Consider the following 23,418-nt stretch of genomic DNA (forward strand, 5'->3'; position numbering starts at 1 on the left):
CGTCACCGAACAACCTTGCCCTCACGGACTTCGCTGCCGCAGCCGAACGACATTGCCGAAATCGCAAAATGCCTTACTCTTCCTCGTGCTTGTGCCGGGGGTTCTGGGCGACGATCCCCTGGGAGATTTTTGCCGGGACTTCTTCGTAGGACGAAAAATGCATCGTGTAGCTCCCCCGGCCCCCTGTCATGGAACGCAGGTCCGTGGCGTAACGAAACATCTCGGCCAAGGGCACAAGGGCCTTGATGGTCTGGTTCTTGCCGCGCGCCTCAACGCCGAGGACCCGCCCTCGCCTGGAATTGAGGTCCGCGGGGATGGAGCCCATGCACTCCTCGGGAACGGTCACCTCGACCTCCATGATAGGCTCAAGCAGGATCGGCTGGGCATCCATGGCCGCCTTGCGAAACGCCAAGGCGCCGGCGATCTGAAAAGCCATATCGGAGGAATCTACGTCGTGATAGGAGCCGTCATAAGCGGTGGCGCGCACGCCCACCATGGGGAACGATGTGATCACCCCGCCCAGCATGGCGTTATGCACCCCTTTCTCGACGGAAGGGATAAAATTCCTCGGGATGGCGCCTCCGACGATCTTGTCGACGAACTCAAAATCCTTACCACGCTCCAGAGGCGCGACCTCCAGCCAAACGTCGCCATACTGGCCCCGGCCCCCGGATTGTTTTTTGTGCTTGCCCTGGGCCCTGGCCGCCTTCTTGATCGTCTCCTTATAGGGCACTTTGGGAGTGCCGATCTCAACCTCGACGTGATAACGCTCTTTGAGGCGCTTGACCATGACGTCGATATGCTGGTCCCCGAGGCCGGAAATGATCGTCTCCTTGGTCTGCGTATCGCGAGAGATCTTGAACGTCGGGTCTGAGGCGCAAAGCTTGGCGAGGGCCTCCGAGATCTTTTCTTCGTCCTGGCGGGTCTTGGGTTTGATGGAAGAAGAAAAGACCGGTTCCGGAAAGGCGATCGGCGCAAACACAACCTGCTGTTTCTCGTCGGCCAGGCTGTCGCCCAAAAGGGTCTCTTTAAGTTTGGACACAGCCACAATGTCGCCGCATGAAGCCGACGCGACCGGCCGCTGTTCTTTGCCCTGCAAAAGAATCAACTGGCCGATCCTCTCCTTTGTGCCGCGCGTCACATTATAAAAACCGGTATTGCCTGCCAGGGTGCCTGAAAAAATCCGCAAGATCGTCAATTGGCCGACAAAGGGGTCTACGACGGATTTAAACACGAAGGCCGCGAAGGGCGCATCCTCGGCAAGCTTGAGCTCGCGCGGCTGGTCCGTCTGGGCGTCGGTCACGGCGACGGCCGGCCGTTCCAGCGGCGAAGGCAGATAATCCACAATAAAATCCAAAAGCTCCTTGGTGCCCTTGTCCGTCAGGGCCGAGCCTGCGATGATAGGATAAAGTTTTCCCTTCACGATAGCGTCTTTAAGGGCTTTTTTGAACTCTTCTTCCTTGATCTCCTTGCCCTCAAGGTAGCGCTCCAGGAGTTCGTCATTGGTCTCGGCGATCGCCTCCTTCAATTCTGCCGAGACAGGAAAGGAAACGACGGCCGCAGCCTTGGAAAACCTCTCTTTGATCTCCCGGACAACTTCGTCCAGATTGACGTTCTCCTTATCGGTCTTATTGATAAAGATCAAGCGCGACAGCTTCAATTCTTCTAAGGCATCCCATGCCCGTTCGGTGCCGACCTCAATGCCTCCGGTCGCGTCTATGACCAGGATGCCGGCATCGACCGCGCGCACGGCCCCGAGCATGTCTGCGGCAAAATCCGCATAACCGGGCGTGTCCACCATCTGGACAGAGTGGTTACGCCAGGACAAATGGCACAGGCTGGAATTGATAGAATTCTTGCGCTGAATCTCATCGGCGTTATAGTCGCTCGTTGTATTGCCTTCGGCGATCGCCCCCTTGCGGGAAACGGCACCGGCGGCGAAAAGAAGGGCTTCTACCAACGTGGTCTTGCCCGCTTGGGCGTGAGATACAAAAACAACAGTTCTTTTGGCATCAGGCTTGACGTTGTCCATTTCTTATCTCCCCTTGATTTTGCCACGAGTGGGTGAGTTTACCTTGCAAAATCAACTCCAAGCTTGCTCGGTCTGCTGAAACAGCAGACCAGGGAAATTTTTCCGGATGGCCGTCCTGGCCGGCTGCGCCAGGCCGACGGCCTTCCCTGGAAAAATTTACAAGCGCATAAGCAAGGAGTCAAACTCAATGAACGGACAATTTACACGAACGAATGAAATAAATGAACGCAAATTGTGTTACGTCCGTAGCGCTCCATAAACCTGGGCTGTATTTAACTGTCTGCCGCAAAAAACGTTAGGTGTTTATTATAATAGATAAACCTCAAAGCGTCAATGGAACCGTCACGGAGGCCGCAGAAGGGGTGCTCAAGGCCCTGGAGGCCAAAAAAAGCCCCCTTTTGCTCAAAAGGGGGCTCAAGATCGCGGGAAAACCGCCATTATTCTACATAGGTGTAAATCTTACCTTTATAATTACGCAATACGTGTTTGCCCTTATCCTGCGAAATCAGGTAGCTGGGGCCCACGGGGATCTTGCCGCCGCCTCCCGGAGCATCCACCACGTAGGTCGGGACGGCATAGCCAGAGGTGAAACCGCGCAGCTTTTCAATGATATTGATGCCTACCGCCACGGGCGTGCGGAAATGCGCCGTGCCCTTGACCGGGTCGCATTGATAAATGTAATACGGCCGCACGCGCACCTTCAAGAGCTCATGCATGAGCTTTCTCATGATGTAGGGTTTGTCGTTGATGCCTTTCAGAAGCACAGTCTGACTGCCCAAAGGAATGCCCGCATCAGCCAGCATGTCCAAGGCTGCCTTGCAACGCCGCGAAACCTCCCGCGGATGGTTAAAATGGATGCTGATCCAAAGCGGTGAATATTTTTTGAGCATCGCAATAAGGGATTCAGTGATCCTGTGGGGGAGAGTGACCGGGACGCGTGTGCCCAGGCGGACAAATTCCACATGCGGTATGCTCTTGATCTTCCTGATGATCTCTTCAAGCTCGCTATCTTCAAGCATCAGGGGATCGCCTCCTGAGATCAAGACATCGCGGATCTTCTTGTTGGAACGGATATAATCCGCGGCCGCGTCGAGCGCTTTGGCATTCATGGCATGCGATACCTTCTCGCCCACGAGGCGCCTGCGCGTGCAATGGCGGCAATACATGGCGCACTTCTCCGTGCTCAACAAAAGGACCCTGTCGGGATACCTGTGGACCAAGCCGCTGGCCGGAGAATCACGGTCTTCGGCGCACGGATCGACGAATTCGTTAGCGCCAAACTGGAATTCTTGTTTCAAAGGGACGGCCTGCCTGCGGATGGGACACTCGGGATCGTCAGGGTCCATCAAGGTCGTCCAATAAGGTGTGATGGCCATCGACAAACGGCCGTTGGACTTTTTGATACCCTCCTCTTCTTCCGGCGTCAGGATAAGAACCTTGGAGATCGCCTCAAGGCTGTGGATACGGTTGTCGATCTGCCAATGCCAATCTTCCCACTGCTCTTCAGGAACGTCCTTCCAAAGCGCGACCTTGCGATAGTCGCCGATACAGCCGCGGCGCACCAGCGTCTGCGGTGACGCATGTTCCAATGTCTGGGCTTGGCTTGCCAGTTGACCCTCCTTGATTTTGCCTATATTGAAGTATTTTCCCTGCAAAATCAACCCCGAGCTTACGCAGAAAATTTATGCCGACGCGTCGTGGCATAAATTTTCAAGTGCTTAAGCGAGGGGTGAAAATGCATTCCTTAATCCTGCCTCTGGCAGGATTAACTCCGAGTGTAGCTGAAAAATTTGTGGATGCCCGCCGAGACCTGGCCCAGGCCAAAGGCCGGGCCGAGACGAGGCTGGGTGCATCCAGAAATTTCAGCTGTTTACACGAGGAGTCAAGTCGATTCCTTAATTTTACCTATCCTTCTCCTGCCCTGTGCGTTCCAGGGCTGTGTCGATAATCTTCAATATCAACCCCTGATACGTCATACCTTCCGCCTGCGCAATCAGCGGAAAGACGTCGGCGCTCGACAGCGACGGCAACGGGTTCAATTCAAGGACATAGGGCCGGCCGGATTCGTCGACGCGAAAATCCACGCGGCCGAAATCCAGACAGCCGACAGCCCTGTAAGTCCGGACCGCCATATCGCAGAGCTCACGGCGCAAGGCCTCATCCACTTTCGGGGGACACACATAGACGACATCATCGCCTTCCAGGCGGCGCGACGTATAAATCAAGTCTCCAAGTTGCAGGTGCCCGGTGATCTGGATCTGCACGGGCATCAGGGCACGCGGCTCCTTGTTGCCGATCACCAGGACCGTAAACTCCCCACCCCGGATAAACTCCTCGACAAGCGCCGGCTGCCTGTAAAGCCGAGACAGCTCCCTCACCTGGCGCTCCAAGGCCGTCCTGTCGAAAACGATAGAATCTTCGGAAACCCCCTTGGACGAACCCTCATGGCAAGGCTTGACGATAAAAGGGAATCGCATCGAATCCAGATTATTAAAATCATATTGCTCGTCTGCCAGGAAAAATTTCGGCGTCGAGACGCCTTCGCTTAAAAAAACCTTCTTCGCCATCGCCTTGTCGAGGGTCAACCCCATCGTCAAACCGTCGGAACCCACATAGGGAACACCAAGGATATCAAGAACCACCGGCACCTGTGATTCGCGGTTCCTGTTGCCCAACCCTTCACAAATATTAAGAACGATGTCGATACTCGCGAGCTCGCGGCTGCGGCCCAAAAGATTCGCGGCATTGCCGATCTTGACAACCTTGTGCCCGCCGGACTCCAGGGCCTCTACGACTTCCTGTATCGTGGCTTCATGATCCAATTCGGCGAAATGGTCCGACGGCACGTCAGCCACGGCAGGATGGTCGCTTTTCAGGTCATATGTAAAACCGATTGTTTTTCCCATGAATTCCCGCTCTTTCGACGGGGGCTAAATAATAAAAAAAGGGACCCCGCTGTCGAGAGTCCCTTAACACATTAACTTTTTGATTTGAATCTCCTTTGATTTAAAAATTTTATCTATAAACAAAAATTATCACAATAAATTACCCTTGTCAAGATGTTTTGAGCGGCTTGAGCCGATTTTTTTCGCCCTTTTTCCCGTCGGGAAAAAAATTTTCGTCTCACGGCGCGGAAAATATCCTTGCCGGAAAAACAATTCGCTAAAATTTTCCCTAAAACTGGCTGCGCCGCTCGAATGCCGAGCAGGAGAACAGCCCGAGCGCGGTGATCAGAAGGAAAGATTGAAAGATATAGAGTCCTGCCGGGATGTCGAGATGGAAAAACCGGAGCTCTTTCATGGAAATACCGAGGAGGGTATTGATCTGCGGCAAGGCATTGAGGCCCAGACGGGCCGCTTTTTCAAAAAAGACGGGCCAGCCGAAACGCGCAAAGACCAGGCGCGCCGAAGACGTGCCGAAACCGGCGATGACGACAAAAATGGTCAAGACGCCGGCCATCATGTTGGGCATGAGGCAATAGAAAAAAACGACGAGGCTGACATACAGGATCCCCAGGAGCGCGGCGACGGACAACCCGCTCCAGACAAACGGCAAGAGCATCCTTTCATGGGACAAGACGACCAGCCAGATGCCGGAGGTCATCAGAAACCAGTTAATGAGGATCATCTGATAGAGGCCGAGAAGGACGCCGGCCATGATCTGCCACCGCCGCACAGGCCGCGATAAAAGCAGGACGAGCCTTTCAAAAGCCAGGTAATTCTGCATCGTATTGAGCGAAACAAAAACGGCGATCAAGAGAATAAAGATGTGGATGGCGACGAAGCCGATCTGCAAAGACGAAGTCAGGGCCGGCTGGTTTTCAAAAACTTTCGGGTCGGCCACCATGTAGGGGACATTGGCCATTAAAATAAAAAGAAAGGAAAGGAGGAGAAAGCCGTACATCATCTTCTCGCGCACGGCGGCACGGTAGACATCTCCGGCGATCAGGCGGACCTGCCAGAGGAAAAGCAGAGGACCTCTCATGATGCCCCCTTGACCAGTTGTAAAAAGATCGGCTCCAGGCCGCCCTCGGCGGCAAAATCCTGAGCCGATGCGACCCTCAGGAGACGGCCGCGGGCGATGACCGCGACGCGGTCGGAAAGCCTCTCGATCAATGGCAAGGTGTGAGAAGACAAAAAAATGGTCTTGCCTTTCTTTTTGAGCATGCCGATGATGCCCCGGAAACGCTCGACGGCCAGAGGATCGAGATAAACGGTGGGTTCGTCGAAGAAGATCAGGTCGGGATCGTGAACAAGGGCCAGCGCCAAATCCAGGAGACGCCGCTGCCCCATCGAAAGGCTGCGCACGAAGGTGGCGCGTTCCCGCAAGACAAAACCTATCATCTCAAACATGGAAGCGATGCGCTCCCGGACGGTCGCGCCCGGCAAACCATAGAGACGCGCAAAAAAAGACAGGAGTTCCGTCATCGTCATATCCGCCGGCAGATACGTGCTCTCCGGGACATAACCGATGCGGGACAGAGGCCAAATCTGACCGCAGCGAAAAGGCTTTCCGAAAATCTCGATGCCGCCAGCCGTCGGACGCGAGATCCCCGCGAGCATGTGCAGGGTTGTCGTCTTGCCGGCGCCGTTCGGGCCCAAAAAACCGAAAACCTCGCCGCGGCGGACATCCAGGGTCAAATCGATAACGGCCCGGACCTTTTTTTGAAAAAAAACAGGGCCGCTTTTATACTCTTTGGAAAGACTCTGCGTTTTTAAAACGATGTTTTCTTCTGAGGCCATATGCCCATCTCTTGAAGTTCCTGCCGGCACGCCGCGGCACCCTTGAAAACGACCGAACGGATCCCCATCTGTCTGGCAGCGGCGACGAGGTCTTCCCTGTCGTCGATATAAAGGCATTGCGGCACGCCATAGCCCGATGCCCGGATCGCCCGGTCGTAAATCTCCCGATGGGGCTTGCGGTGGCCGATCTCATAAGACAAGAAGATGTCGTCGAAGACAGCAATATGATCGGAAAAATTCTTGCGGATGAAAGCGTAGTGCAGTTCGTTGATGTTGGAGACCAGATGCAGGCGAAAATCCTTCTTCAATTCTTTGAGCCACGCGAGCATCTCGCCGGAATCGAAGAAGATATCGCTCCAGGCGGCGCAGAACTCTTCGTACCCCAAGCCCGGGGCCGCCAACGCGGCGCTCACATGCTTGAAAAAATCCGCCGAGGAAACACGGCCCTCCTCATAATCCTTGGTAAAGGGGGAATCGAAAAAAAGCTGGTAGATCTCATCGGAGGACTTGGCGCAATGGGGCAGGATCCGGCGCACAGCGATGCGATGGTCAAAATGCAACAACACATTCCCCAGGTCACAAAGGATCAACTTCACGTCGGCCGTCGTCATGGAATCGCCTTAAGACCCGCAAGAGGCATGACTGCGGGCTAATTGTTCTTTTTAAGGGGCTTTTTAAACAGATCGAGGAAGCTGTCTTCATACTGCTCGTAAACATTCCACTTATCCAGCTCTTTTTTGAGCTCGATGGCGCGGGAGAGATCCTTCTTGGCCATCTTAAAAAGATCTTCGATCTTTTTGGCGGCCGACTCCGGCAGGCTGGCCGACTCCGCCAATCCCTTTTTGATGATATCAATCTCTTTCTGGTCGATCGGTTTTTCCTCTTCGGGGGGATTTTTAAGATATTCTATCAGGTGCTCGATCTCCTGGCTGATCTGATCGGCGTGTTTCTGCAGTTCGCCCAAATCCACGGAAAGCTTCAGATGGCGCACCAGGGCCTCCAAGACCATCTTGGAAGCCAGGGGATTTTCGATCTGGATGGTGTAGAGAGGGATCTCACCCAGAAGGCAAACGCCGTCCAGGCCCCTTTCCTTGGCGACACCCAGGATGAGGCCGTTCAAGCCGCTGATCTGCCCCGAAGGCATGCTCTTGACATTGGCTTTCTCAAACTGGTCGAGGATCTCCTTCTTTGTGGCGACGGCGTACACCTCCGGTATCTGCGTGTGCTCGATCGGCAAGGGCATGGCCGCGAAGGTATAGACGGTTTTGACCTTCATTGAAACGATGAAATCCACGATCTCGGAGGCGTACTCATAACCTTTTTCGATGAACGGTTGGGCGTCGCTGATGAAAATGATGATGTCGGAGACGCCGGCCGGGTTACGAAAGAAATAAAAACGGCCGACGGGATGCTGGGGGATGTCGATCAGATTGTTATCGATCCAGACGCCTGAAGGATGGAAATATTCACAGGACTCCAGGGTCGCAAACTCCTGGGCCCCTAGTTTGTCCTTGAGATAGGTCGCGGCCTTCAGGGCGACATCTCCCATGCCGGGCCACGCCGCGATCAAAACCGGATTCTTGAGGCGGATACGTTTCTTAACAGTAATAGATTTCATAACGGTAGCCCATTCTATCCTTTTTTGAAAAACAGTTCAATAGAAGAATCACCTGTCCCCGCCGGGCGAGAAACCAGCGTCGAAGATCCTGATAAAACGCTCCAGGACGCGCGCCCCGCGCTCAAGGTCGACGACCCTGACAAATTCATCCGTCGCATGGGCGCAGCCGCTTGCCCCCCAGCCGGTGGCCACCGCCGGGATGCCCTTGCGTTTGAAGAACGTGATGACGGTCGCCCCTTCGCTGCCCGTAACACGGGAAACGGCGATCCCCTTGGCGGCCGCCTTCAGACCGCGCACAAGCGGATGATGACATGAAATTTCATAAGGCTGCTGAATGTCGTTGACCGCCAGCCTGAAAGGAATACCAGTCCTGCGCAACCTTAGTTTGATCGCGGCCAGGATCTTCGCCGCATTCATCCCCGGCAGGAAACGCAGGTCCACCTCGAAGGCACACCAGTCGGCGACCATGTTCACCTTGTCTCCGCCGCGGATCGTCCCGATGTTGACGGTCGGAGGCGCCAGAAGTGCATGCGGCCTGGAGACAAACTTCATCTGTTTAAGCGCAGCAATCAGCGTGACAGCCCGGTCGATGGCATTGACACCCCTGTGCGGATAAGCGCCGTGCGCCTTGCGGCCGGGCACTTCGACCTTGAAATGAATCAACCCCTTCTGCGCCGTGACGATATTGAACGCGTCGGCATCCAGGATAAGGGCGTACTCCGGCCTGACGCGGCTTTTTTCCAGCCACGGCACGAGTCCCTTGGCAGACCCTGTTTCTTCGTCGGCGGTCGCAAGAAAAATCCAATCCCCATTCAAGGAAACACCGTCTTCCTTGAGGCTATGCAGGACTTCCAAGGCCACAGCCAGATTCCCCTTGCAATCTGTCGCGCCGCGGCCGTAAATCCTGCCGGCCTCCAATTTCCCTGAAAAAGGGCCGTGGACCCATCCGTTTCCTGCCGGCACCGTATCCAGATGAGGCGACAAGAGAACGGAATATTTTTTCTCCCGCCCCTTCAAGACCGCCATCACATTGTCGCGGCGGGGAACATATGTCAGGATCTCGGGCTTGAGGCCTGCCTGACGCAGCTGACCGGCCACAAAAGCGGCAACAGCCCGTTCGTCACCGGGAGGATTTTCGGAATTAACGGCCACCAATTGCCGTATCAAGCGTATCAAGCGTTGTTTATTTATCATTTTTACTCATCACCTGGAGCCCCACGGGCTGAGCCTCGCCCGCCCAAGCGGGCAGGGAATTCTGGCAAACGGGATTAAAACTTGCGGCTCACGCAAGATATCCCATCTTCTTCAGAAGGTCCTTGTCTTCCTTCCATTTATTCTCGCATTTTACCCAGAGGTCAAGGAAAAATTTTCTCCCGTAGATCTGCTGCAATTCCTTGCGGGCGCTCTCTCCGGCCTTTTTCAGCACGGCCCCTCCCTTGCCGATGACGATCGCCTTTTGCGTCTCTCTCTCGACAAGGACCGCGGCCTTCACATAAGTCAACCTCCGGCTCCTGTCCGCAATCTCTTCGACATGAACGGCCAGCGAAAACGGCAGCTCTTCTTTAAGGACCAAGAGCAATTTTTCGCGGATAACGTCCTGGATCGCCAGCTGCCGCGGAAAATCCGTCAGGACATCCGCCGGATAAAGAGGCCCTCCTTCCGGCAGGCGCGCGAAGATCTCGTCCACCAGTTTATCGACATTCGTCCCTTTCAACGCCGACACAGGAACGGGCATCAAGCGGTCTGTCGCCTCATTCAAAGATCGACCGATGGCGTTTTCCCAAGCTGCGAGATATTCGGGGATATAGTGCACGGGTATATCCACCTTGTTCAATCCCAGGACCACCGGGGCCCGTGCCGCGCAAAGCCTCTGGATGGCCTTCGTCTCTTCATCTCCAACATGTCTGGTGACATCGACCAGGTGCAAGAGAACATCCGCCCCCTCGACCGTATCATTCACAAGGCTGATCATGGCACGATCCAGGGCATGACGGCTGGTGTGGAGTCCCGGCGTATCGCAAAAGACGATCTGTCCCCGGACATCATTGAAAACAGCCCGGATCTGGTGCCGCGTCGTCTGCGGCACGGGCGAAACAATGGCCACCTTCTCACCGGCGAGATGATTGAGCAGGGTCGACTTGCCGACGTTCGGCCGGCCGATGATTGCGACGATTCCGGATTTCATGGATGCGCCGGTCCCTTCCCTTCATCCTTCCTTGGTTTCAATTCATAAAGATATTCTTTGAATAAAACCTGATTCAACAAAGCATGGTGCCAGTCTTCATTGGCCTTGGCGCCGACCGCTTTAAGGCGGTAATGCTTCCCAATGGATTTTCTGAAGACGTGGCACTCATCGTAGGCAAAGCTGGAATGGATCAGAAAGACGCGCCGGCCCGACGAAAGGATAGGGTCGATCGTCTCGCGGAAAAATGCGTCCATTTCTGCCGGGTCGCATGTGACAGGCCTGACGATGATTTCATTGGGGGCATAAGACTTAAGGAAGATCGCCTCGTCCACGGCGATGACGGCGCTGTCGGCAGGGACGGTCGCAGCCACCCAGCGCGCAAAATCCACCTGCAGGGCATGCCGGTGACGGAACTCCAGCGCCGGCACGTCACGCCAGAGGCCCGCCAAAAGAAGCCAGAAGAAAATCGCGAAGGCCCCGTACGAGGCCCTTGAACGGTAAGAACCGAGAAAGTAACCCTGCGCGGCAATGAGCGGCAGCCAGGCGATCACCAGGTAACGCGTGCCGCTGGAAGAAACGTTTCCATAAAATAATTGAAAAACGTAAAACCATAGCAAAAGAAACACGAGTTCTTTCAGCCGCCTGTGGATATAGAGGAAACCGCCCCCGCAAACCGCCACGATCACGCCTTCGGGCCGGAAGGCGTCCCAGAGCCAGCCGAAGGATTTGTGAAGAATAAATGACACCGGCCCCAGGAAGCTGGCCTGGCGGCTGGTCGAGAGGACATCCCTGAACTGGCTGAAGCCTTCCTGCATGAACATCGGCAGATAATACATGAAGGCCACGCACAGAGAGAGGCCCGCCAAGACGCATATATCCCTGAACCTGCCCTGCGCAGAAGAACCGTAGCGCGCCAGAAGATACACGAGCGGGATGAACACCAGGAAATCGGAAAGCCGTGCGGCGGCGCAAAACCCCAGAAAGGCGATGGCATAGAAAAAACATATCCGGCGGCCGTCCTTGAGATAACAGAGAAGAAAATAGGCGCTCGCCAGGGCGAAGAATATACTCAACGTCAGGCTCTTGCCGAATGTGGAGATGGCGATATGGGCGCCGAAACAGGCTAAAAGGAGACCGGCAAAAAAAGCCCTTCGCGTATCAAACAATTTTTCCACAAGGAAGAAAAACATCACGACGCCGGCGGCGCCGAAAACAACGCTCATCATGTTGACGCAAAAGACCGGATCTGCCGCGCCGAAGAGGCGCATGAAGGAAATAAAAACGGCGGCGATGATGACGGTCAGGGGATATCCGGAACCATGCTCGTAATGGAGCGCGTGCGCCGACAGCGTCTTTTGCGCGGCATTCGCCAGGTCGAGAGTGTCGTAATGGAACGGCCCCTTGCTGATGAGCATCAGTCTCACAAAGAAGGCAAGACAAAAAAGCAAAACCAGAAAAACCGTCCGGGAAGATATGATGGAGGGCAGAAGCGTCTTCGTTAGAAATGTCTTAAAGCTTTTCATCTCGCAGCGGGCAGATCGCGCATTTTTCCTTGGTCTTACGGCAATACTCCTTACCCAGGCGGACGATCAAGGCATGGTATTCGTTAAAAAGGGCCGTATCCGCCGGCAGGCCTTCCATAAATATCTTCTGCAGGTCTTCGTAGAGGAGCTGCGGCGCCGCCAACCCGTGGCGGACCATCCAGCGCCGGGTATAGGCATCGATGACAAAAATCGGCTTATGCAGGGCATAGAGGAGAATGGAATCGGCTGTCTCCGGGCCGATGCCGTTGATGCCCAGGAGCTCCTGGCGGAGCCTGGAGGTGCCGCCTTCCTTCATCCGCCTCAAATCCCCCGAGTAACGTTCCTGAAGAAAATGCAAAAAATTCTTCAGGCGCCTGGTCTTGATATTGTAATAACCCGCCGGCCGAATGAGGCGCGCCAGGGCCCTGTCGTTTAAACGCAACATGCGTTTCCACGACAACACCCGTGCTCTTTTTAAATTTGCGATCGCCCTCTCGACGTTCTGCCAGGAGGTGTTCTGCGTCAGGATGGCGCCGACCATGACCTCGAACGGCGTGCGGGCCGGCCACCATCCTTGAGGGCCGAAATGCCTGTAGAGCTTACGGTACGTCTTTTTTAACTTCTGTTTCATTGTTCAAAGACAAAGGATTGTATCCCTGCATGGCCAGGATCGTGTAGGCGGTCGCCGCGACGGAGCCGGTCCTGTTTCCCTTCGGCGTGCGCCAGCCGTGGCCCGTATCGGCGAACTCGTGCGACGCATAAGGCAGACAGAAATCACCCTGCCCGACGGGAGAAGGACTGGTGATGATCATCTTTGTCAGTTCCACGACATAGTCGTTGGCCATCCGGCGGTACTCGCGGGCCTTCTCTTCTTCGCCCAGGCGAACATGGTAGTCCGCCATGATGCTGAGCGAAAGGATCATCTGGGCCGTCCACTCGCCGGAAATGACGCCGCCGCGGCCGATGTTTGTCCCCTTGGCAAAATCAAATCCCTTCACGCAGACAAGGTAGCCTTCCGGCTTTTTGTAATCCACCTTCACGGCGCAATTCTCTATGGCGAAATCCATGATCTCATCGGGATCCATGCCGATATCCTTGAGTTTTCCCGGCCCCACGGCTGCGATCGACCATGCGTATGTATCCGTCGCAATGGTGGCATCCCCCTTGCCGCGCTTGACAATGGGCAGGGAAATCCGCGAATAGGCGTTGGCATTGAGCCACTTCAAGGTCTCCTGCGCCCGCGCGGCGGCTTCGGGATTTCCTGTCGTCTCATACAACATCGTATAAAAAGCGTAGGCGTCGAGATTATGCTCCGTACTGTACCAGGTGACGGTCGGGCCGCCCTTCAATCCTCCCTCCTGGTCGCGGATGGTGTCGAGCCAGCGATAGATATCCTCGGCGATCGGCAGATATCTCTTGTCGCCGAAATGGCGGGTATACTGCAGGATCGCTATCCCCAGCCAGATGTTGGGGCCGGCATGCGCGATATATTCCGCCACGTCGCCGGTGGAGGCATAATAGGCGTTCGTAAAACCGCCGCCGTTGGCCTGGATGGCGTGCGTGTAGAAATCCAAGATCCGGCCCGCCCGGCCGGCATCGTCGAACAAAGTGAAGCTAATGGTCGCCAGCGCCTGATCATAGGTAAATGCCCAGTCCGCGACATCCGAATCGCCTTCAAAGCTGGCCACCAGGCCCGTGTTGTTGTTCTGGTGCACGGTAAGCCAGCGATAAAACTTATCCACGACTTTCTTCTCTATCGCCTTTCCCTCTTCGACCTTGGCGGTCACATCCATCTCCACCTGGGCCTTGTGGCTGACGAGCCCCGCAAGGTCCGCTTTGAGCTTATCCTGATATTTCTTGAAGAAGTCGATGGAGGCCTGGAGTTGTTCGACCTTCTGCTTTTCATCGCGATTGGTCAGCAGGAGCGCCCTTTCCAGCATCTCGACCCTGCGGCCCGATTGCGACAACAGGAAGTTCATCTCGTCGATCTTAAGCTCGAGCAAGTCCTTTCCTTTTTCCAGGTTCTTCTGGCGCACAAGGGTGTCGGTGAGCCCTCCCAGGAGCTTTTCGTTCTGATAACGCAGACGGGCGTTGTAAAATCCGACGGTCACAAGCCCCAGACTGAGACAGATGGTGAACACGATGGCCATCGCCTTCAGGAACTTGCGCATATCAGCATACCGCAAGATGCGCGCATTGTCGCGTTTCTCGATGCGGACATACCGCATGCCGACCATGTACTGGTTGATGAGCCCTTCCTTGAGGGGCCTGAGCCATGCCGGATGCGCCGTCGCCTGCGCGGGTCTCGTCCCCGAGGGAATATTGATGTTGAGGGCGATCAGGGCCTTGGGGTCGCCGAACAGCCCCATGTCACGCTCGTTGATCTGCGTGACGACCAGACACAAGCCGCCGGCGCTGACGTCCTGGGTAAAAGCCTCCCTCCAATCGCCTTGCGGCGATCCTTCGGCCGAAAGGAAACGGAATTCAACCGGAAAAATGTGGTCGAGACGTTTATAACGGCGGCGCTCTTCGGTCTTGGGGATAGGGGGCGTATGCGTCATATATGTTCACCAGCATCCTGGAAAGCGCGGGCCATCCGGATCCTCTTGGCGATCGGCGGATGATCGTAGAAAAAAATCTCCATTCCGCGCGAAGGCGAAAAATCCGCAAGGTTCTTCTCGCCCAGCTTGCGCATCATGGAGACAAACGCTTCCGTCGCCCCTCGACGCTGTTCGGGACTTCCTTCGGTCGCCCGCGTGGCCTCCAGGGCAAAACGGTCCGCCTGTCTCTCCAAAATCCTCGAAAAACCGTTCTGGAGAGGCAGAAGGACAAACCCGGCGGCAAAAAGGATGAGCAAAAGCAAGGGCAGGGCCGCCACATCGCTGGGGCCCGCAAAACCAAAAACAGCAAGGAAACGGTCGAAGAGAAAATAAGCCAGCCCGAAAGAAAAAAGGCCGGACGCCAGACTGGCCACGACGAGCTTGGCCGTATCATGCCTGAGGTAATGGCCCAATTCATGGGCCAAGACAACTTCAATCTCCTGGGGGCTGAAGGATCCCAAAAGCGTGTCGGCAAGAAAAATCCGCTTGGCGGCGCCGAGGCCGGCGACCATGGCGTTCGCCTTGACTGTTTTTCTGGAAAAATCCAGGACAAAAATATCCTTGAGCCTGACCCCGTAGCGTCCAAAGAGCGCCAGGATCCGGCGCCGGACCTCGCCTTCTTCCAGCGGCCTGACGCGGAAAAACAACGGCAGGATCGCATACGGAAAGATCCGGGCCAGGATGATGCTCAAAAAAAACCAAAAACAGGCGGCCCACAACCACCAGGTCCCGGGAAACTGGGAAAGAAAAAAATAGACGCTTTCTAATAACGCCAAAGAGACGATAAAGGCAACGACGGATTTTTTCAGGAGATCCTTGGACCATTCTCCGAAGGTCTGCCGGCTCAGGTGGAAACGGTGTTCAAGAAAAAACCCTTCAAAAATATCCAGGGGAAGTCCGGCGACAAAAGACAAAAAAAGAAAGCAGGAGATGTAGAGGGCCGCCAGAAGAAAAAAATCCTCCCTCCATGCCAGAAGCCAGACCTTGAGGGCGCGCGACCAGCCCGCGCATAAAAAAACCAGGAGCGCCGCTATGCTGCCGAAAAGGCGAAAAAAGAAGAGGCGATATCGTATCGCCTGGTATCGCCTGGCCTCGGGGGACGAAGAAAGACTGTTATCTTGTGGAGACATCAGGGACATCCTCCGGGCGTTTCAGACGCTTGGCCTTCTCGACCAGCTCCTCGAACCGTTCATCCTGCCGCAGGTTTGAAAGGTCGGGGTCTTTGCACATGAAGGCGATATCTTCATAACCCAGGGCGATCGCTCGTTCGATCGCCTCGAACGACTTCGAGAGGTCGCCCAAGAGCGAAAAACTACAGGCCAGGTTATAATAAACAATGGGGTTGTCGGGCCGCAGCCTGGAAAGTTTCTTGTCGACCCTGAGTCCCTTGCGGTACAGGCCCTTCTTGGTATAGATCTCTCCCAACACGATCAGGGCATCGACATAGTCCGGGCGGCGGCGCAAAATACCCTCAAAAAAAACTATCTGAAAATCCAGGTCTTCTTTAGGTGGTTTCTTTGCCATAGCCATTGTCAAAAAGAAGGACGGTTATCTTACTTTTCTTCCAGGATCACTTGCTGGTTCAACTGGGACGCGATATGTTCGACGATCCTTTTGTATTCCGCGTAATCCTCCACCGTCACGTCGCGCCTCTTGACTTCCAGAACATAAACATAACGCAAATGACGGCTGTCGGTCATCCCGTAGCGGCTCGACAAGGAAAACCACGGCGTGTCCGCCATGACGGGGTTGGGGAGATATTTTACCGCAAGACGGTCGGGTAATTCAACTTCCAATTCATCTTCTTCTACGCGCAGGCCGCCGGTTTGCAAGGGATAGCGGCGCGCCTCCCTGGCGACAACCGACGTATCGAATCCGCTCATCTGGCTCATGATGCGCGACCGCCCCGCCTTGATGAAATATCTGGGGGCTTCAAAACGGTAAAAGAAAATAACAGGATCTTCAAGGCTGTCAGCGTTCTTGATCGTATAATCGAGAAGACGGCCATTTTCGGAAATGGAACGCACCCTCTGCTTGATGCTCTCCTCGATAAGGGAGGGCATCGTGAATCTCAGCCAATACCGCTGGGCCTGAAGGAAGAAACCTTCCGTCTGGAGCCTTCGCTCGCCCAGAATGGACTCGTCCTTGCGGACTTCGATCTTTGTCTTCGTCACGGCGCGGTTATGGGAAGGCTCGAACAACGGCGTTTTTACCAACTCGTAATCCTGGGGATAGAAAACAAGGACCAGCCTGTCCTGGTCCGGCTCCGGCAGGTCCCCGAAAGATGTCGTGGAAGCCGTGGCATCCATAAAAACCAGCCGCCCCCTCACTTTGACCGCGGCAATCGCATGGTTGAACAAAAGACTCGGAAGGTCCTCCTGATTATCCAGTTCGTCATCCGTCGAGATCAAGACAGGATATGCCTCGATACCGGCCTTCTTCAACATCGCGACAAGCAGGATAGCTTTGTCCTTGCAGTCTCCGTATTTATTGCGGAATATCTCCGGGGCCTCATGGGGCTCATAACCGGCATCGCCGTATTCCACCGCCACATAGCGGATCTCCTGCGCGCAATAATCATAGATGACGCGGATCCTTTCTTCTTCCGTCTTTTTGCCTTTCACCAGCTCCTCGACCTTGGCGGCGATCGCGGCATCCGCGCGGATCTTGTCCTGATAGAGATCACGCCACCAGCGATAGATCTCCTCCCAGCTTGCAAACGTCGTCCACAGGACATAGGGGTTGATCTTGGAAACAGGCGGCATGGACGGCTCCGGGATGATCTGCGGCACATCCCTGAACTCCAGGGCATAAATACGGCTGTTTCCTGTCTCGCGGACCTGGGGCGTCATCGTGAAGCCGAACGTATTGTAGCCGGCGTTGACCACCTTATAGCGCAATTGCCGATCCCTGGGAACGGCAAGGGAAACGCGCTGCAAAAGGACCGGCTCGTCCATCTGGAGCCAATAAACACTGTCAAAATCCTTCTTGTTGGGAAGTTTGGTCTGCAGGATCCTCACCTTATATTCGATGACACACCCCGGCGCCACCTCGGGCATGGAAATGATGCGGGCCCGCGCGTTGCTGTAAAGAGGATAATTCAGGTAGAGCGAGACATCCCTGATGTTTTTGTCGCCGACGGATATGACCGTGCCGTCCGGCCGGATGGTGCGGGCATACTCAAGCTCCACGGTCTCGTAGGTCGAATCGTATGGCAGCGTCACCTCGCCATAACCCTCCTTGCCGCGGTCGTTCAATATCTTGACGACATAATGAAGTTCGGATTCAACCTGGAAGTTTTCCGTCAGACGGATCGCTTCGTCCGCCAAAAGATACAGGACGCTGGCATCCGGATAGGCCTCGGCCGCAGGGCTCTTTTCGATCAAAGAACGGACCTCGGGCGAAACGCCGGAAAAACGCGCCTCCGGCATAGACAGGCCGATGAGGGCGATGCGCTCCCGCGCGCGGGCGCCGAACCCGGGATCCTCCTGGATGCGGCGATAGATTTTTAGCGCCTGGTCGTAGAGATTGGATTTCTCTAAAGTCATGGCGTAATAATACAGATAATCAGGGGCCCCTTCTTCGCCCAGGCGATTAAAGACATCGAGGGCCCGGGTGTATTCGCCGTTCTGGAAAAAGGCCTCGGCGAGGAGCGACTGGGATTGAGGCGAGCGGCCGTTTTTCAGGCACTCTATCGCAAGACCAAAACGCCCCATGTTCAGGTAGAGGCGCCCCAGCTTGACGCAGACAATGTCCCTGGCCTGACCTTCGGGCAAGGCAACCAATGTTTTCTCGTAAAGACGGGCGGCTGTCTGCGCAGCAGCCTGGGAAACAGCGGCATAGCGGTCTGCCGTCCACGTCTCGATGTCGGAGACGCGGCAGCCGCAGAGAGACAGACAAAAGAAACATAACAAAAACGACCTTCTTATCAATAAGCGATAAGTCATAAGTTTTAAGTCCTAAGCTTTTTCATCAAACCCTGAGCATCTTTCCTATCTCTTCAGACTTAGCAAACATATCCTTAAAAACGCCATCATTTGCGAGCGCTAAACTGTGTGCCTTACTCCAAACCTTCAAATCTTTAAAGTTCATATTTTCTTCCTAACTTATGTTTTATAACTTACAGCTTAAAGCTATTCTACCGGATACGGCACGTCTTCTCAATGTCGTTTTGATAAACCGTGACGAGACGGCTGGTCACCGGTCCCGGATGGCCGCAACCGACAGGCTTGCCGTTGTATCGTGTCACGGCCGCAACGCCAACGAGGGCGTTCGTCACAAAGATCTCATCGCAGCCATAGAGCCATTCGGGGCCGAATGCCGTCTCATAACAACGGACCTTCATGCCGGCCAGGAGTTCCAAAACTCTCGCTCGCGTGATGCCGGGCAGACAGCCGCCCTCCAGGGACGGCGTCAGGACATCCCCCTGCTTGACACAAAAGACGTTCGTGCGCGACCCTTCCACCACCTCAAAGCCGGCATTCAGGAAAAACGCCTCATCCGCTTTGCGGGAAGCGGCAAACAGGCCGACACGGCGGTAAAAATCCCGATGAGTGGTTTTCACGCAAGGGACGCCGGAAAACCCAGCCCGTTCTTTATCGTACAGAACGGCGGAAAACACAGGGGCTTTCTTCGAAGAAATCTCGACGGGCAACGGCCTCTCCACTATGCAAACTTCTGTTTTGCGGCGACTCGCCCCGCCACAAACCCCATTGGCAGCAGGGGCTGTCGAAACAACCAACCGCAGGGCGCCATCCCGCAGGCCGTTACGCCGGATCAATTCCCTCACAGCCCCCGCAAGTCCCCGGCAGCTCGGGGCTTTAAGGCCGACAACCGGACAGCTTGCATACAAGCGTTCCAGGTGCCTCTCTAGAAGATACACCCTGGCATGGCGCACGCGCATGGTCTCAAACAAACCGGCACCTGACTTCAGGCAGGCCGCGCCGGTGCCGGCCGCAGCCTGCCGGATAAAATGCCCGTCAAGATATAGCTGTTTCATAACTCCTGCTTTCCTGTCAAGGCCTCGAATAAAACGCGTGCCTTGACCAGGGTCTCCTCATATTCCTTCCGGGGATCCGAATCCGCGACAATGCCGCCGCCGACATGAAAGCTCACCCTCTCTTTTTGTTTCAGAAGCGTGCGGATGAGGATGCTGAATTGCAGCGTCTCATGGAAACTCATATATCCCAGCGACCCCGTATAGATGCCGCGGGCTACAGGCTCCAGCTCCTCGATCAATTCCATGGCGCGGATCTTCGGACACCCCGTTATCGACCCGCCGGGGAAACAAGCCCTCAATAAATCCCAACGGTCGCAACTGGGGCCAAGCCGGCCTTCGATCTCCGACGTCGCCTGAAAGACCGTCCGGTAGGCCTCGATGGTCCGCTTCTGGCGCAGACGCACCGTGCCGTAGTCGCAGACCCGTCCGAGATCGTTACGCTCCAGATCGACGACCATCAACAACTCCGCCTTCTCTTTTGCGCTCTCCCACAGCTCCCGCCTGTTCCGCCCATCTTTGCGGCGGTCGCCCGTCCTGGGGCGCGTCCCCTTCATCGGCCTCGTCGTCACCGTCCTGCCGTCGTAAGACAAAAATTGTTCGGGAGAAGCGCTGATAATGCTGAAATCATCGCCGCGAAAAAATGCGCCGAAAGAAACGGGAAAAGCGCGGACGAGACGTTCATAAAGCTGCCAGTCTTCCAAAGAGGTACGGCCGGTGAACCGCTGAGACAGGTTGATCTGGTAAATGTCGCCTGCCGCGATATGCCCCTTGGCCTTCCTGACCGCCGCAAGATATCCTTTTTTGGTAAAATCTGACCGCCAGTCAGACGGGCCCGGCAAAAATGGCTCCTGGCGCAAAACGCGCCCGTCTGGCCCGGATGCTTCCAGCGCGGCCAGCATCTCTTCGAGGCGCCGCCGGGCCCTTTTCTTGCGGCTGCGCCCGTGTTCGGGAAAACCGCTTGAAAAAACAAGCATCTCGTTTTTGAGCCGGTCGAAGACGGCGGCGCCATCATAAAGGCCGAACAGGACATCGGGCACGCCTGTCGGAGGTTTTTTCCTGCGCCGGATATTCTCGAAAGAAAAACCAAAATCATACCCCACGAATCCCGCCGCCCCGCACAAAAACGGATAGGCCAGGCGCTCATCTTCGGCCAGGACGTATTCTTCCAGGCACGACCGCAAGAAGCCGCCGACAGAATCTTTGATCTCCTCTTCCCTGTTTCCTTTCTTGAGTGTCGTGCGGCCGTTCTGGCAGCGCAAGACGGCAAAAGGTAAAACGCCGAAAAAAGAAAAACGGCCGCGCCGGGAATGCCCCTGCGCGCTCTCCAAGAGGAATGCGTGCGGTTCGCCGGAAAAAGACCCAAAATACCGGCGCACAGGCGCCGGGCCTTTGATCAACTTATAGGAAACATGCATCATCTTTCAGGAGAACGGTGTAATTCGGGACGATCTGCGCCGGATGGTACATTTCTTTTGTCCGGCGGATGTTATCAAGACCGACGGCATCCATGATGTTGATCTCTTCAGAGAGGCTGCAGCGACGGCTGAATTCCCGGAAGACATAGGCGGCGATCCCCTTCAGGGCGAGGTCCGCAAATTCAAAGTTAATGCAGAATTTCCCGTCGGAGAGAAGAAAACCGGAGCTGAAGGCCGCCGGGCGGCCGCCGCACTCCACGACCACAGCTTTCGCTTTCAACCCCGCAAACGACCCCAGCATGGCCTCCAAGACCCGGCGGCTGTCGTCGAGCATCGCCAGATAAATATCATCGCGCCCTTTCTCTCTTCGCTGCGCCGCCCACCGGTCATAGAGGCCCAAAACCGCGCGGCGGTCGCCCGGCCGGTACGCCCGCACCCGGGCCCGGCAGTGTTTTTCAAAATAATTGCAAAGGTTCCTCTGGTGCCGGTAGCTGTTGCCGGCGAGCGCGGCCATGTCTCGACGGCGCACGACATACTCGTCGCATTTCTTGTAATGACGAAAGGTTTTATGATCGAACACAGCCAGATCCTCTGCGGCCGCGTTTTCGATGCGCGAGATGTCCCGGTTGCGGTTTTTCTCTTCCATGAACCGGAAACACTCTTTCAAGATCCCTTCATCGCCGCAGCCGAGGGGCGGCAGATACATAAAACAACCGGCCCTATTTTCAAAAAAACAACACAAGGCATCCTGCACAAAGGCCCAGCGGATCGCAAACAAGCGGCGCCAGACGACGATGTTGGCAAAGGCATACGCCGCCAGCGGCCGGCGGACCCTTGAGAGATAACGATCGAAGATCCCGCGGTCAGAAAGACGAAGAAGACGAAGTTTCATGTGTCTATAGGATCAAAGTCCAGGCAAGACGGCCACGACATCATAATCCGACGGATATTCCTGGAATAGCCGCGGCTCTCTCGCCGCCGCATCCTTGAAGGCCTGCGAAAGAAGAAACTTTTTAAGATAGACAATGTATTCGCGGGTCAAGGCATCCTCCAGGTGTTCGCGGATATACGGGCACTTGGTATCCACGGCAAGGACCGCCTGTCCCTCGTGGCGCGCCAGAAGGAACGGATAGATCTGGCAATCGAGCGGCCGGGAAGGATATATCTTGCATTTCCGGCCGGAGGCGTCGAAACAGGAACAGATGAAATGATCCCCGTCGGCCACGAGGTCGATGCGCGCCGCCTGGTGGCCGGAGGCACCCTCATGGCTGAAGACACAGCTGGGGACGATATCTTTTTGCGTCAGCTCCCTGATCTCCTCGAAAAGGAACAAAGGCGACCAGGCGCTCGGGTTCTCGGCGAAACGACAGCAGCCGTCGCAGGACAAACACACATCCGAAGGTATCAACTGCCGCAGGACGATCATGACTCTCCCTGAAGCTGGACAATAATCTTCCTCTCCCGGGGGCGGTTATCGAAATCGACCAGGACGATCTGCTGCCAGGTGCCCGAAGCGAGTCTGCCTTTCAAGAAAGGAACGGCGAGGGACGGTTTTAACAGCGAAGCGCGCAGGTGGGAAAACCCGTTGGCATCCCCCCAGGTCGCATCATGATGGTATCCCTTCTTCTCCGGGATAAGCTTCTCAAAAAAAACCCTGATGTCCTGCTCGAGGCCCGGCTCGTATTCGCAGGTCGTCAGGCCGGCTGTGGAACCGACGACAAAAACAAACACCATCCCTTCTTTCAAGCCCGAACGCGCCACCACGCCGGAGACATCCGACGATATATCGACGATATCGCAATGCCCCTTGGTTTGATAAGTCAATTCTTGAGAAAATATTTTCATGCAATCACCAATAACCAAGTGACAAACTCCAAACAAAACCTAATATCCAATCACCAAACATCAAACGTCCTTCTCTGGTCATTCGAATTTGGTTATTGGGCATTGCTTGGTTATCGCGTCTTGGGATTTGGTTATTTTACAATACTGCCTTCTTTGACGGTGCGGTCGGGAGAGAGCACAGAAACGCCCGCGTCATCGGAGGCCGCCAAAAGCATCCCCTGGCTCTCGACGCCGCGGATGACCGCCGGCTCCAGGTTGTCGACGAGGACGACTTGGCGGCCGACGAGCTTTTCGGCTTCATAAAAAAGACGGATGCCGGCGACGATCTGCTTGATCGTTCCGCCAACATCGACAGTCAGGACATAAAGGCGGTCCGCCTGGGGGTGGGGTACGGCCGTCTTGATCGTCGCGATCTTCAACTCTGCCTTCCTGAAATCCTCATAAGTGATCATGATTGCC

The 23,418-nt window shown here is 55.4% G+C and carries 21 protein-coding genes; all 21 read right to left on the reverse strand.

Translation table 11 applies throughout. The annotated features are described in order from the left end of the window. Positions 1-73: 73 nt before the first annotated feature. Positions 74-2,032, reverse strand: coding sequence for an elongation factor G (locus BU251_RS07880; protein ID WP_128700638.1), 1,959 nt, complete (start codon positions 2,030-2,032; stop codon positions 74-76). A gap of 437 nt (positions 2,033-2,469) precedes the next feature. Continuing rightward, a complete protein-coding gene (locus tag BU251_RS07885) occupies positions 2,470-3,687 on the reverse strand; it encodes a KamA family radical SAM protein (RefSeq protein WP_228767805.1) in 1,218 nt (405 codons plus the stop codon). Positions 3,688-3,933: 246 nt separating this feature from the next. Beyond that, positions 3,934-4,938, reverse strand: a complete 1,005-nt coding sequence (locus BU251_RS07890) for a D-alanine--D-alanine ligase family protein (protein WP_128700640.1) — start codon at positions 4,936-4,938, stop codon at positions 3,934-3,936. A gap of 268 nt (positions 4,939-5,206) precedes the next feature. Beyond that, on the reverse strand, positions 5,207-6,016 hold the full coding sequence (locus tag BU251_RS07895) for a hypothetical protein (protein WP_128700641.1): 810 nt from the start codon (positions 6,014-6,016) through the stop codon (positions 5,207-5,209). Then, the gene (locus BU251_RS07900; protein ID WP_128700642.1) at positions 6,013-6,774 is read right to left on the reverse strand and encodes an ABC transporter ATP-binding protein; all 762 of its coding nucleotides are present in this window, start codon (positions 6,772-6,774) and stop codon (positions 6,013-6,015) included. Before BU251_RS07900 ends, BU251_RS07895 begins: the two co-directional genes overlap by 4 nt. Then, a complete protein-coding gene (locus BU251_RS07905; RefSeq protein ID WP_128700643.1) occupies positions 6,747-7,385 on the reverse strand; it encodes an HAD family hydrolase in 639 nt (212 codons plus the stop codon). The genes BU251_RS07900 and BU251_RS07905 overlap by 28 nt, the downstream gene beginning before the upstream one ends. 38 nt (positions 7,386-7,423) lie before the next feature. Further along, positions 7,424-8,392 (reverse strand): PAC2 family protein, encoded by a 969-nt coding sequence (locus BU251_RS07910; RefSeq protein WP_128700644.1) that lies wholly within the window; start codon positions 8,390-8,392, stop codon positions 7,424-7,426. 48 nt (positions 8,393-8,440) lie between these two features. Then, positions 8,441-9,586: a M20 family metallopeptidase gene (locus BU251_RS07915; protein ID WP_128700645.1), complete on the reverse strand. Its 1,146-nt coding sequence runs from the start codon at positions 9,584-9,586 to the stop codon at positions 8,441-8,443. Positions 9,587-9,674: 88 nt separating this feature from the next. After that, entirely contained in the window at positions 9,675-10,577 is a 903-nt protein-coding gene (gene era, locus BU251_RS07920; protein ID WP_128700646.1) for a GTPase Era, read from the reverse strand. Beyond that, the gene (locus BU251_RS07925; RefSeq protein WP_128700647.1) at positions 10,574-12,100 is read right to left on the reverse strand and encodes an ArnT family glycosyltransferase; all 1,527 of its coding nucleotides are present in this window, start codon (positions 12,098-12,100) and stop codon (positions 10,574-10,576) included. Before BU251_RS07925 ends, era begins: the two co-directional genes overlap by 4 nt. Beyond that, a complete protein-coding gene (locus BU251_RS07930; RefSeq protein WP_128700648.1) occupies positions 12,087-12,731 on the reverse strand; it encodes an endonuclease III domain-containing protein in 645 nt (214 codons plus the stop codon). The genes BU251_RS07925 and BU251_RS07930 overlap by 14 nt, the downstream gene beginning before the upstream one ends. Then, positions 12,700-14,661 carry a PilZ domain-containing protein gene (locus tag BU251_RS07935; protein ID WP_128700649.1) on the reverse strand — a complete coding sequence of 654 codons (1,962 nt, stop codon included), beginning with the start codon at positions 14,659-14,661 and terminating at the stop codon, positions 12,700-12,702. The genes BU251_RS07930 and BU251_RS07935 overlap by 32 nt, the downstream gene beginning before the upstream one ends. Next, the gene (locus BU251_RS07940) at positions 14,658-15,830 is read right to left on the reverse strand and encodes a M48 family metallopeptidase (protein ID WP_164908929.1); all 1,173 of its coding nucleotides are present in this window, start codon (positions 15,828-15,830) and stop codon (positions 14,658-14,660) included. The genes BU251_RS07935 and BU251_RS07940 overlap by 4 nt, the downstream gene beginning before the upstream one ends. Beyond that, positions 15,814-16,224 carry a tetratricopeptide repeat protein gene (locus tag BU251_RS07945; RefSeq protein ID WP_128700651.1) on the reverse strand — a complete coding sequence of 137 codons (411 nt, stop codon included), beginning with the start codon at positions 16,222-16,224 and terminating at the stop codon, positions 15,814-15,816. Before BU251_RS07945 ends, BU251_RS07940 begins: the two co-directional genes overlap by 17 nt. Positions 16,225-16,253: 29 nt before the next feature. Next, positions 16,254-18,647 (reverse strand): DUF3857 domain-containing protein, encoded by a 2,394-nt coding sequence (locus BU251_RS07950; protein ID WP_128700652.1) that lies wholly within the window; start codon positions 18,645-18,647, stop codon positions 16,254-16,256. A gap of 191 nt (positions 18,648-18,838) precedes the next feature. Then, on the reverse strand, positions 18,839-19,699 hold the full coding sequence (locus BU251_RS07955; RefSeq protein ID WP_128700653.1) for an aminotransferase class IV: 861 nt from the start codon (positions 19,697-19,699) through the stop codon (positions 18,839-18,841). After that, positions 19,696-21,117 carry an anthranilate synthase component I family protein gene (locus BU251_RS07960; protein WP_128700654.1) on the reverse strand — a complete coding sequence of 474 codons (1,422 nt, stop codon included), beginning with the start codon at positions 21,115-21,117 and terminating at the stop codon, positions 19,696-19,698. Before BU251_RS07960 ends, BU251_RS07955 begins: the two co-directional genes overlap by 4 nt. After that, the gene (locus BU251_RS07965; RefSeq protein WP_128700655.1) at positions 21,098-22,006 is read right to left on the reverse strand and encodes a DUF2156 domain-containing protein; all 909 of its coding nucleotides are present in this window, start codon (positions 22,004-22,006) and stop codon (positions 21,098-21,100) included. Before BU251_RS07965 ends, BU251_RS07960 begins: the two co-directional genes overlap by 20 nt. 12 nt (positions 22,007-22,018) lie before the next feature. Beyond that, on the reverse strand, positions 22,019-22,540 hold the full coding sequence (locus BU251_RS07970) for a YkgJ family cysteine cluster protein (protein ID WP_128700656.1): 522 nt from the start codon (positions 22,538-22,540) through the stop codon (positions 22,019-22,021). Next, entirely contained in the window at positions 22,537-22,959 is a 423-nt protein-coding gene (locus tag BU251_RS07975; RefSeq protein ID WP_128700657.1) for a secondary thiamine-phosphate synthase enzyme YjbQ, read from the reverse strand. The genes BU251_RS07970 and BU251_RS07975 overlap by 4 nt, the downstream gene beginning before the upstream one ends. A gap of 131 nt (positions 22,960-23,090) precedes the next feature. Further along, complete coding sequence (locus BU251_RS07980; protein WP_128700658.1) at positions 23,091-23,411, reverse strand: hypothetical protein; 321 nt, start codon at positions 23,409-23,411, stop codon at positions 23,091-23,093. Between the last annotated feature and the right edge of the window lie 7 nt (positions 23,412-23,418).

The organism is Candidatus Velamenicoccus archaeovorus, from assembly GCF_004102945.1.
Lineage (GTDB): Bacteria > Omnitrophota > Gorgyraeia > Velamenicoccales > Velamenicoccaceae > Velamenicoccus > Velamenicoccus archaeovorus.